This is a genomic window from Microbacterium sp. Root180, from assembly GCF_001428485.1.
In the GTDB taxonomy this organism is placed as follows: Bacteria; Actinomycetota; Actinomycetes; order Actinomycetales; family Microbacteriaceae; genus Microbacterium.
In genome coordinates this window covers 371,727-382,548 of sequence record NZ_LMHS01000002.1, presented here as the reverse complement: position 1 = coordinate 382,548, position 10,822 = coordinate 371,727, and the positions used below count along the sequence as shown (strand labels likewise).

Annotated in this window: 7 protein-coding genes and 1 tRNA gene; 2 read left to right on the top strand and 6 right to left on the bottom strand. The window is 68.9% G+C overall.

Going from position 1 to position 10,822, the window contains the following annotated elements; all coding sequences use genetic code 11:
* Positions 1-13: 13 nt before the first annotated feature.
* Positions 14-448, top strand: a complete 435-nt coding sequence (locus tag ASD93_RS06080; RefSeq protein ID WP_056120173.1) for a hotdog fold thioesterase — start codon at positions 14-16, stop codon at positions 446-448.
* Positions 449-502: 54 nt separating this feature from the next.
* On the opposite strand, the gene ASD93_RS06075 is transcribed toward ASD93_RS06080, so the two are convergent.
* On the bottom strand, positions 503-1,126 hold the full coding sequence (locus ASD93_RS06075) for an ANTAR domain-containing response regulator (RefSeq protein ID WP_157536882.1): 624 nt from the start codon (positions 1,124-1,126) through the stop codon (positions 503-505).
* 47 nt (positions 1,127-1,173) lie between these two features.
* On the opposite strand from ASD93_RS06075, the gene ASD93_RS06070 reads away from it, so the two are divergent.
* Positions 1,174-1,256: transfer RNA gene (locus ASD93_RS06070), tRNA-Leu, on the top strand.
* A 34-nt stretch (positions 1,257-1,290) separates the two neighbouring features.
* Here the strand turns inward: ASD93_RS06070 and ASD93_RS06065 are convergent.
* The 5 genes from ASD93_RS06065 to gltB form a co-directional block, all read right to left on the bottom strand.
* Positions 1,291-2,673: a MinD/ParA family protein gene (locus tag ASD93_RS06065; protein WP_056120171.1), complete on the bottom strand. Its 1,383-nt coding sequence runs from the start codon at positions 2,671-2,673 to the stop codon at positions 1,291-1,293.
* A gap of 140 nt (positions 2,674-2,813) precedes the next feature.
* On the bottom strand, positions 2,814-3,191 hold the full coding sequence (locus tag ASD93_RS06060; RefSeq protein ID WP_056120169.1) for an SHOCT domain-containing protein: 378 nt from the start codon (positions 3,189-3,191) through the stop codon (positions 2,814-2,816).
* Between the two features lie 79 nt (positions 3,192-3,270).
* Entirely contained in the window at positions 3,271-4,722 is a 1,452-nt protein-coding gene (gene pyk / locus ASD93_RS06055) for a pyruvate kinase (protein WP_056120167.1), read from the bottom strand.
* Positions 4,723-4,770: 48 nt separating this feature from the next.
* Positions 4,771-6,237, bottom strand: coding sequence for a glutamate synthase subunit beta (locus ASD93_RS06050; RefSeq protein ID WP_056120164.1), 1,467 nt, complete (start codon positions 6,235-6,237; stop codon positions 4,771-4,773).
* Positions 6,230-10,792 (bottom strand): glutamate synthase large subunit, encoded by a 4,563-nt coding sequence (gltB, locus tag ASD93_RS06045; protein WP_056120161.1) that lies wholly within the window; start codon positions 10,790-10,792, stop codon positions 6,230-6,232. Before gltB ends, ASD93_RS06050 begins: the two co-directional genes overlap by 8 nt.
* Between the last annotated feature and the right edge of the window lie 30 nt (positions 10,793-10,822).

Here is a 10,822-nt window from a genome sequence, read left to right as displayed (position 1 = left end):
CGAAGGTGCCCCCATGCCCGACAACTCCCCCGCGAACGCCGACGGCCTCACGTGGGCGGCGAACCGCGGAATGGGTGCTCTCGCCGAGAAGATGGGCCTCGTCTTCACGGAGTTCTCGATCGAGCGCTGCGTCGCGACGATGCCCGTCGAAGGCAACACGCAGCCGGTCGGGCTGCTCCACGGCGGTGCGTACGTCGTGCTCGGCGAGTCCCTCGGATCGATGGCGGCGAACCTGCATGCCGGCCCCGGCCGTCTCGCCGTCGGCGTCGACATCAACGCCACGCACACCCGTTCGGCCACGTCCGGCGTCGTCACGGGAGTGTGCACCCCGGTGCACCTCGGCCGCACCCTCGCGGTCCACGAGATCGTGGTGACCGACGATCAGGGCCGCCGCTGCTCCACGGTGCGCATCACGAACCACATCAAGGACATGCCGGCGTCGATGTAGCCCCGGGGCGACTCGGGCGAACGTGCGAGAGCGGATGCCGCGGCATCCGCTGCGCTACTTCTTCGGTGCGAGCTGCTCGATGATCGCCTTGGCGACGTCCTGCATGGTGAGCCGGCGGTCCATCGAGGCCTTCTGGATCCAGCGGAAGGCCTCGGGCTCGGACAGGCCCATCTTCTCGTTGAGGAGACCCTTCGCGCGGTCGACCAGCTTGCGGGTCTCGAACCGCTCGACCATGTCGGCGACCTCGGCCTCGAGCGTGATGATCTGCTCGTAGCGAGCCAGGGCGATCTCGATCGCGGGCAGCAGGTCGTTGGGAGTGAACGGCTTCACGACGTAGGCCAGCGCGCCGGCCTCGCTCGCGCGCTCCACGAGCTCCTTCTGGCTGAAGGCGGTCAGGAGGACGACCGGCGCGATGTGGTTCTTGCTGAGCTTCTCGGCGGCCGAGATGCCGTCGAGCTGCGGCATCTTGACGTCCATGATGACGAGGTCCGGACGCAGATCGGTCGCGAGCTGCACCGCCGTCTCGCCGTCGCCGGCCTCGCCGACGACGTCGAAGCCGTTGTCGCGGAGGATCTCGACGATGTCGAGTCGGATCAGCGACTCGTCCTCTGCCACCACCACGCGGCGGGGGGTGTTGGACGCCGGCGTTGCGGGGGGTAGCTCCTGCTCAGTCACCATTGAATCCTACGGTATGGTCAAACCCGGAAGCGCGGCATCGGCCGCCTGCCGGTGTGGCGGAATGGCAGACGCGACCGACTCAAACTCGGTTGCCCGAAAGGGCGTGTGGGTTCGACTCCCACCACCGGCACCGAAATCGTCCGTTCGACCACCGACACCCCTCGTCAGAGCCGGTCGGCGATCGTCGCGGCGGCGGTCAGCCAGGCATCCCGTGTCTCCGGCGACAGCGCGTCGAAGTCGATCGGACCGCCGTCGACGAGCGAGGCGTCGAACGGCGCGATGACGACGCCCGACGTCACCTGCTGGAAGTGCCGCGTCAGGCGCGCCTCGAGGCGCTTGTCGGGACGCGACGACGGAGCGGTGAGCACCGTGACCGCGTGGTCGACCTTGTCGCCGAAGCCCTTCTCGCGCAGGCCGTCGAGAAGCCAGGCCGCACTGGCTGCGGTGTCCTCCCGGACCGTCGAGACGATGACGAGCTGATCGGCGGCCGCGACGGAGGCGATCCAGTTGGAGGCGCGCATGTTGTTGCCGGTGTCGATGATCATGAGCCGGTAGTAGCGGCGCAGCAGCGCGTGCAGGCGATCGAACGCCGCAGCGTCGATGGTGGAGGATGCCGCGGCATCCTCATCGGAGGCCAGGACGTCGAAGCGCGCATCGACCTGAGTGCGGACATACGTGTCGAGCGTGGCGAGGCCGGACGCGCTCGGGTCGGAGAACCGGTCGAGATCCTCGAGGAGGTCGACGGCGGTCCGGTGGTGCGGAGCATTCTGCGCGCGCCAGCCGAGCGTTCCGCGGGTCTCGTTGTTGTCCCACGCGAGCGTCGCACCGCCGCGCAGCGTTCCGAAGGTCGCCGCGAGCAGCAGCGTGCTCGTCGTCTTGTGCGCGCCGCCCTTCGGATTGAGCACGACGATCGTGCGCGGCGCATCGAGGCGTCGCTGCACGCGCTTCTCGCGGTCGAGCCGCGACTGCTCTCCGCGGCCGGGCTGCGGGGAGATCAGCCCGCCGGTCGCCCGCCGGACGGCGGCCTGCCAGCCCTCGGTCGCGCGCGGCTTGTCGCCGTCGTCGCGGGAGTCGAGCAGGTCCTGCACCGTCGGCTTGGCGGTCTCGCGCGCAGCCGACGTCGACGAGCGGGTGGGAGCGGGGGCCGGAGCGGGCTCGGCGACGACGGGCGCGGCGACGGGCGCAGCGGAGAGTGGTGACTCGGCCACCGGCGCGTCCGGTGTGACGAGAGGCGCGGCGACGGCCTCGGACACGGACCCGTGCGCCGGCGCGCTGGGCGCATCCGAAGCCGGTTCCGCAGGCTCGAGCGACTCTGCGAACGTTCCGTCGGGATGCACGATCAGGGGCCAGCGCGAAGACCCTTCGACGAGTGTCGCGTGGGCGGGCTCGCCCGCGGATGCCGCCAGCAGGCGGATCTCCTCGACCACGCGGTCGCGCAGCGCTCGGCTGTCGGCGGCGATGACCTCTTCGACCTCGGATCCGACGTGAACCTGTGCAACCGTGCTCGACAGGATGTGCACCGTCGCTTCGGGCGTGCGTGTGGTCATGGGTTTCCTCCCGCGCGGTGGGCTGAGCGCGACACCACGCTAGCCGAGACCTTTCTCGGTGCGTCCGAGGCGTGCCGTGACACCCGGCACGCGCACAGGAGCGGATGCCCCGTGCCGAGGCATCCGCTCCTGTGCGTCGTTCAGGCGCCGAAGTACTGGTTCCCGAGAGCCTTGCTCTTGAGGGCGTCGAACTCACCCTGCGAGATCGACCCGGCGTCGAGGAGAGCCTTCGCCTTCGCGATGTCGTCCGCGGGGCTCGCGGACGCCGACGGCTTGTACTCGTCGACCTCCGGAGCGGACACATACCGTGCCCGCGCGCGCTGGGCCATGCCGGAGCCGCGCGCGATGACGTACACGAGCGCCGTGAGGAACGGGATGAAGACGAGGGCGATGATCCACAGGGCCTTCAGCCAGCCGTTGAGCTTCTCGTCCCGGAACAGGTCGGTGATGACGACGACCACCACGTAGATGTAGGCGGTGAACCAGAAGATCCACAGCAGCCACCAGAAAAAGTCCATGCGAGGTCCTCCAGTCGGGAAACGACAACGGTCGCGCTCAGCATAGTGAGCGCGACCGTCGTGGCGGTGGAACCGGAGGTCAGATTTCGTTCGACTTGTAGATCGGCGCCTTGCCGTGGACGGCGTCGCCGATCTTGTGGATGCGGATGTCGTTCGTCGAGCCGATGATTCCGGGAGGCGAACCCGAGATCACGACGACCTTGTCGCCGACCTTCGCGAGGTCGTTCGCGAGGAAGTAGTCGTCGACCTGGATGAACATGCGATCGGTGTGGGCGACGTGCTCGACGAGGGCCGACTTGACGCCCCAGGTGAGCGCCATGCGACGGCGGATCGCCGGCTCGGGGGTGAACCCGATCATGGGGATGCGCGGACGCAGACGGGACATGCGGCGCGCGGTGTCACCCGACTCGGTGAAGATGCAGAGGAACTTCGCGTCGACGAACTCGGCGACCTCGAGGGCCGCGAGCGTGATGGCGCCGCCCTGGGTGCGGGGCTTCGTGTGGAGCGGCTGGATGCGCTCGAGCCCGTGCTCCTCGGTGGAGTCGATGATGCGCGCCATCGTCTCGACGACCCCGACGGGGTACTTGCCCACGCTGGTCTCGCCCGACAGCATGACCGCGTCGGCGCCGTCGAGCACGGCGTTGGCGACATCGCTCGTCTCGGCGCGCGTGGGCACGGGGTTCTCGATCATGGACTCGAGCATCTGCGTCGCGACGATGACGGGCTTGGCCATGCGGCGGCACAGCTCGACCGCGCGCTTCTGGACGATCGGCACGGCCTCGAGCGGGAGCTCCACGCCGAGGTCGCCGCGGGCGACCATGATGCCGTCGAACGCGTCGATGATCTCCTCGAGGTTGTCGACGGCCTGCGGCTTCTCGATTTTCGCGATGACCGGGAGGTGGCGTCCTTCCTCGGCCATGATGACGTGCACGCGCTGCACGTCCTTCGCGTCGCGGACGAACGAGAGGGCGATGATGTCGGCGCCGGCGCGCAGGCCCCAGCGGAGGTCGGCCTCGTCCTTCTCCGAGAGCGCGGGGACGTTGACCGCCACACCGGGAAGGTTGATCCCCTTGTTGTTGGAGACGGCGCCGCCGACGATGACCTTCGTGGTCACGACGGTGCCGTCGGTCTCGACGACCTCGACGCGCACCTTGCCGTCGTCGATGAGGAGGAAGTCCCCCGCCTTGACGTCGTTGGGGAGGCCCTTGAACGTGGTGCCGACGATCTCCTTCGTTCCGAGGATCTCCTCGGTCGTGATCTTGAAGATGTCGCCGACCGCGAGCTCGTGCGGTCCGTTCTCGAACTTGCCCAGGCGGATCTTCGGTCCCTGGAGGTCGACGAGGACGGCGACGGGGCGACCCGCGTCGTCCGCGGCCTTGCGCACATTGGCGAAGTTGTTGTCGTGAACCGAGTAGTCGCCGTGGCTCAGATTGAAGCGGGCGACATCCACGCCCGCGTCGATGATCGCGCGAACGCTCTCATACGTCGACGTGGCGGGACCAAGGGTTGCGACGATTTTGGCGCGTCTCATCCGTGTGTTTTCTCCGGGTGTTTTCGAGGGCGAATGCCGTGAGCCAGCCTACGCGGGCTGCAGGCCGATCGCGACATCGGTCGGGCGAACGGGGGCGGGCAGCTGCGTCTCCCCCATGAGGTACGCGTCGACGCTCGCGGCGGCCGCACGGCCCTCCGCGATCGCCCACACGATCAGGGACTGGCCACGACCGGCATCGCCGGCCACGAACACGCCCGGCGCAGTGGTCTGGTAGTCGTCCTCGCGCTGCACGCTGCCGGTGCCGGTGAACTGCGCGCCCAGCTGCTCTTCGAGCAGCTGACGCTCCGGTCCGGTGAAGCCCATCGCGATGAGCACGAGGTCCGCGGGGATCTCGCGCTCGGTTCCGCTCTTGGGAACGCGGCGGCCGTCCACGAACTCGGTCTCGGCCACGCGCAGCGCGCGCACCTCGCCGGCGTCGTTCGCGAGGAACTCGACGGTGCTGGCCAGGTATGACCGCTCGCCGCCTTCCTCGTGGGCGGACTGCACCTCGAACACGGTCGGCGACATCGGCCATGGCTGGTGCTCCGGTCGCTCGCCCGGGGGGCGCCGGCCGATGGCGAGGTTGGTCACGCTCAGGGCGCCGTGCCGGTGCGCGGTGCCGATGCAGTCGGCGCCGGTGTCGCCGCCGCCGATGACGATGACGTGCTTGCCCTCGGCCGTGATCTGGTGGGGCACGGAGTCGCCGGCGACCGCCTTGTTCGACTCGATGAGGTACTCCATCGCGAAGTGCACGCCGGCCAGGTCGCGCCCGGGGATCGCGAGTTCGCGGGGCACCGTGGACCCCGTGGCGATGACCACGGCGTCATAGCGCGCGCGCAGGTCGCTCCACGAGATGTCCTTGCCGATCTCGACGCCGGCGCGGAAACGCGTGCCCTCGTCGCGCATCTGGCGAAGGCGCGCCTCGAGATGCTTCTTCTCCATCTTGAAGTCCGGGATGCCGTACCGCAGCAGTCCGCCGATGCGGTCGTCGCGCTCGAAGACGGCGACGGTGTGGCCGGCACGCGTGAGCTGCTGCGCCGCAGCGAGCCCCGAGGGGCCGGAGCCCACGACGGCGACAGTCTTCCCGGTGAGGCGGCCCGGAGGCTCGGCCTCGATCCAGCCGTGTGAGAAGGCCTCGTCGACGATCGAGACCTCGATCTGCTTGATCGTGACCGCGGGCTGGTTGATGCCGAGCACGCACGAGCTCTCGCACGGCGCCGGGCACAGCCGACCTGTGAACTCCGGGAAGTTGTTCGTGGCGTGCAGGCGTTCGCTCGCCGAGCGGCCCTCGCCGCGCCAGGTGAGGTCGTTCCACTCCGGGATGAGGTTGCCGAGGGGGCAGCCCTTGTGGCAGAACGGCACACCGCAGTCCATGCAGCGGCCGGCCTGTCGACGCAGGACGGCGGAGTCGCCCGGCTCATAGACCTCTTTCCAGTCCATGATGCGCACCGGCACCGGCCGCCGCGCGGGCAGCTCTCGCTCGGTGACCTTCAGAAAGCCCTTCGGGTCAGCCACCCGTCACCTCCAGGATGCGGTTCCAGACGACGTCGCCGTCGGGGTCCAGCCCCTCGGCCACGGCATTCTGGCGCGTCTCGAGCACCGCGGCGTAGTCGCGGGGCAGGACACGGACGAAGTTGTCGAGCTCGGCCTCGAAGTCGGCGAGCAGCGCCGCAGCGAGGGTCGAGTCGGTCTCGGCGACATGCTGCTCGAGCAGGTCGCGGAGGATCTCGGCGTCGCCCGACCCGAGCGCACCGAGTTCGAGCTCGCCGGCAGCGAGGGCCTCGCGGTTCACGAGCTTGCGGTCGAGGCGATACACGTAGGCGGTTCCGCCCGACATGCCGGCACCGAGGTTCCGGCCCGTGGCGCCGAGGATCACGGCCAGTCCGCCGGTCATGTACTCGAGTGCGTGGTCGCCCACGCCCTCGACGACCGCGGTGGCGCCGGAGTTGCGCACGAAGAACCGCTCCCCCACGACGCCGCGCAGGAACAGCGTGCCCTGCGTCGCGCCATACCCGATCACGTTGCCCGCGATCACGTTCTGCGACGCATCGAAGGTCGCGCGGCGCGGCGGACGCACCACGATCTGTCCGCCGGACAGACCCTTGCCGACGTAGTCGTTCGAGTCGCCCTCGAGTCGCAGGGTGATGCCGGCGGGCATGAACGCGCCGAAGGACTGACCGGCCGAGCCGGTCAGATTCACCACGATGCTCCCCGAGGGAAGTCCGTTCTCCCCGCGCGCGACGGTCACGTGGTGGCCGAGCAGGGTGCCGACCGCGCGCTCCGTGTTGCGGATCGGCAGATCGATCGTCAGCTGTCCGCCCTGGGCGATGACGTCCTGTGCGCGCTCGATGAGCTGAACGTCGAAGTGGTCCTCGAGCTCGTGCTTCTGCGAGGTCGTGTTGCGACGCGCCTCGTCGTCGGCGAACACCGGGCCATCCAGCACGGGGCTGAGGTCCAGCCCGCTCGCCTTCCAGTGGTCCACGGCGCCGTCGATGTCGAGCAGCTCGCTGCGTCCGATGGCCTCGTCGAGCGACCGGAAGCCGAGTTCCGCGAGGTACTCGCGCACCTCCTCGGCGATGAACTCCATGAAGTTCACAACGAACTCGGGCTTGCCGTTGAAGCGCGCACGCAGCACGGGGTTCTGGGTCGCGACCCCGACGGGGCACGTGTCGAGGTGGCAGACGCGCATCATGATGCAGCCCGAGACGACGAGCGGAGCGGTGGCGAAGCCGAACTCCTCGGCGCCGAGCAGCGCGCCGATGATGACGTCCCGGCCGGTCTTGAGCTGCCCGTCGACCTGCACCACGACGCGGTCGCGCATGCCGTTGAGCATGAGCGTCTGCTGGGTCTCGGCCAGACCCAGCTCCCACGGTGTGCCCGCGTGCTTGAGCGAGTTCAGCGGGCTGGCGCCGGTTCCGCCGTCGTGGCCCGAGACCAGGATGACGTCGGCCAGGGCCTTGGCGGTTCCCGCCGCGACCGCGCCGATGCCCGACTGGCTCACGAGCTTGACGTGCACGCGCGCCTTCGGGTTCGCGCGCTTGAGGTCGAAGATGAGCTGCTTGAGGTCTTCGATCGAGTAGATGTCGTGGTGCGGAGGCGGCGAGATGAGACCCACTCCGGCGGTCGCATGCCTCGTGCGCGCCACCCACGGGTACACCTTGGTCGGCGGCAGCTGGCCGCCCTCGCCCGGCTTGGCACCCTGCGCCAGCTTGATCTGGATGTCCTCGGATTCCGTCAGGTACAGACTCGTCACGCCGAAGCGGCCCGACGCGACCTGCTTGATCGCGCTGCGGCGCTCGGGGTCGAGAAGGCGGTCCACGTCCTCGCCGCCTTCACCGGTGTTGGACTTCGCGCCGAGGCGGTTCATTGCGATCGCGAGGGTCTCGTGGGCCTCCTTCGAGATGGAGCCGTAGCTCATCGCACCCGTCGAGAACCGCTTCACGATCGATGACACCGGCTCGACTTCGTCGATCGGCACCGGCTTGCGACCGTCGCTCTTGAATCGGAAGAGGCCCCGCAGCGTCTTGAGCTCGTTCGCCTGGTCGTCGACGAGCTTCGTGTACTCGCGGAAGATGTCGTACCGGCGCGTGCGCGTCGCGTGCTGCAGCCGGAACACCGTGTCGGGGTTGAACAGGTGCGGCGAGCCGTCACGGCGCCACTGGTACTCGCCGCCGGTCCACAGGCGCTCGTGCGCGCGGACAGCGGCATCCTCGGGGTAGGCGTACGCGTGACGGGCGGCATTCTCGGCCGCGATCACGTCGAGCCCGACGCCGCCGAGCTTGGACTCGGTGCCCGTGAAGTACTTCTCCACGAGCTCCTCGGAGAGACCGACCGCCTCGAACACCTGGGCGCCCGCATACGACGACACCGTCGAGATCCCCATCTTCGACATGATCTTCAGCACGCCCTTGCCGAGCGCGTAGATCAGGTTCTCGACGGCCTTCTCGGGCGCGATGCCGGTGATGTAGCCGGCGCGCACGAGGTATTCGACGGTCTCCATCGCGAGGTAGGGGTTGACGGCGGATGCCCCGTACCCGATGAGCGTCGCGACGTGGTGCACTTCGCGCACGTCACCGGCCTCGACCACGAGACCGCAGGTCATGCGGGTCTCGTTGCGGATGAGGTGGTGGTGCACGGCGGCGAGCATCAGCAGCGACGGGATCGGTGCGAGATCTTTGTTGGAGTCGCGGTCGGACAGCACGATGAACTCGGCGCCGTCCTCGATCGCCTGGTCGACCTCCTGGCACATCTGCGCGAGGCGCTTCTGCATTCCCTTGTGGCCGGCCTCCACGCGGTAGAGGCCCCGGATCGTGACCGACGTGCGGCCGGGGAGCGCGGTGTCGATGTGCTGGATCTTCGCCAGCTCGTCGTTGTCGATGACCGGGAAGTCGAGCGTGACCACGCGGGTGTGGTCGGGGCCCCACTCCAGCAGGTTGCGCTCGGGTCCGAGCCCGAGCGACAGCGAGGTCACGACCTCTTCGCGGATCGAATCCAGCGGCGGATTGGTCACCTGCGCGAACTGCTGCGTGAAGTAGTCGAACAGCAGGCGGGGCCGCTCGCTGAGCACGGCCACGGGCGTGTCCGAGCCCATGGCACCCAACGGCTCCGCGCCGGTCTGGCCCATCGGCGTGAGGAGGATCCTGACCTCTTCCTCGGTGTAGCCGAAGGTGCGCTGACGCCGCGTGATCGACGCGATCGGGTGGACGATGTGCTCGCGCTCGGGCAGATCGGCCAGGCGCACACGGCCGGTGTCGAGCCACTGCTGCCAGGGCTCGAGCTCGGCGAGGTCGCGCTTGATCTCGTCATCCTCCACGATGCGCCCCTGCGCGGTGTCGACCAGGAACATCCGGCCCGGGCGCAGACGGCCGCGGCGCTTGATGCGCTCGGGCTCGAAGTCGAGCACACCGGTCTCACTGCCGATCACGACCAGACCGTCGGTCGTCTCGGTCCAGCGACCCGGACGCAGTCCGTTGCGGTCGAGCGTCGCGCCCACAAGGGTGCCGTCGGTGAAGATGAGCGCGGCGGGACCGTCCCACGGTTCCATCTGCATGGAGTGGAACTCGTAGAACGAGCGCAGCTTGGGGTCGATGTCGGCCTGCTTCTCGTAGGCCTCGGGCACCATCATCATGATCGCGTGCGGCAGGGTGCGCCCCGTCAGGGTGAGCAGCTCCAGGACCTCGTCGAACGACGCCGAGTCGCTGGCGCCGTCGGTGCAGATCGGCAGCAGCGGGCGGATGTCGCCGAGCAGCTCGGACTCGAGCTGCGACTGGCGGGCGCGCATCCAGTTGCGGTTGCCGTTGACCGTGTTGATCTCGCCGTTGTGGGCGAGCATCCGCAGCGGCTGGGCGAGCGGCCACGAAGGGAAGGTGTTGGTCGAGTAGCGCGAGTGCACGACCGCCAGCTCGGACGCGAAGCGCTCGTCCTGCAGATCGGGATAGAAGGGCTCCAGCTGCAGCGTCGTGACCATGCCCTTATAGCCCAGGGTGCGCGCCGACAGCGACACGAAGTAGGCGTCGAGCTCGGTGCGCGCGCGCTTGCGCAGGCGGAACGTGCGACGGTCCAGCGCGATCCCGGACAGAGCGGGCGCATCCCCCTCTGCGGGGCGGGACACGAACAGCTGCTCGAAGACCGGGCGCGCCGCGAAGGCGAGCTTTCCGAGGTTCTCGTCGGCGGTCGGGACCTCGCGCCAGCCGAGCACGGTCAGGTTCTCGGATGCCGCGATCCGCTCGATTCCGGACTTCTGCGCCGCGCGCTCCTCGTCGTCACGGGGCAGGAAGATCATCCCCGCGGCGTACTCCCCCACCGGTGGGAGGTCGAAGCCGACCACCGCGCGCAGGAAGTCGTCGGGCATCTGCGTGAGAATGCCCGCGCCGTCGCCGGTGCCGGCGTCGGAGCCGATGGCCCCGCGGTGCTCGAGGTTGCGCAGCGCCGTCAGCGCCAGATCGATGATGTCGTGTCCGGCTTCTCCCCGGAGCGTGGCGACCATCGCCAGACCGCACGCGTCCTTCTCGAACGCCGGGTTGTACATGCCCTGCTTGCGCGGGAAACCCGACAGGGGGCTCGCAGCCATGCCTACCGTCCTCACGTTGATACTCAAGAT

Bases quoted from the DNA above. Each gene is read 5' to 3' on its own strand.
- ASD93_RS06080 (WP_056120173.1), top strand. From the start codon at position 14: ATGCCCGACAACTCCCCCGCGAACGCCGACGGCCTCACGTGGGCGGCG.
- pyk (WP_056120167.1), bottom strand. From the start codon at position 4,722: ATGAGACGCGCCAAAATCGTCGCAACCCTTGGTCCCGCCACGTCGACG.
- ASD93_RS06065 (WP_056120171.1), bottom strand. From the start codon at position 2,673: ATGACCACACGCACGCCCGAAGCGACGGTGCACATCCTGTCGAGCACG.
- ASD93_RS06075 (WP_157536882.1), bottom strand. From the start codon at position 1,126: ATGGTGACTGAGCAGGAGCTACCCCCCGCAACGCCGGCGTCCAACACC.
- gltB (WP_056120161.1), bottom strand. From the start codon at position 10,792: ATGGCTGCGAGCCCCCTGTCGGGTTTCCCGCGCAAGCAGGGCATGTAC.
- ASD93_RS06060 (WP_056120169.1), bottom strand. From the start codon at position 3,191: ATGGACTTTTTCTGGTGGCTGCTGTGGATCTTCTGGTTCACCGCCTAC.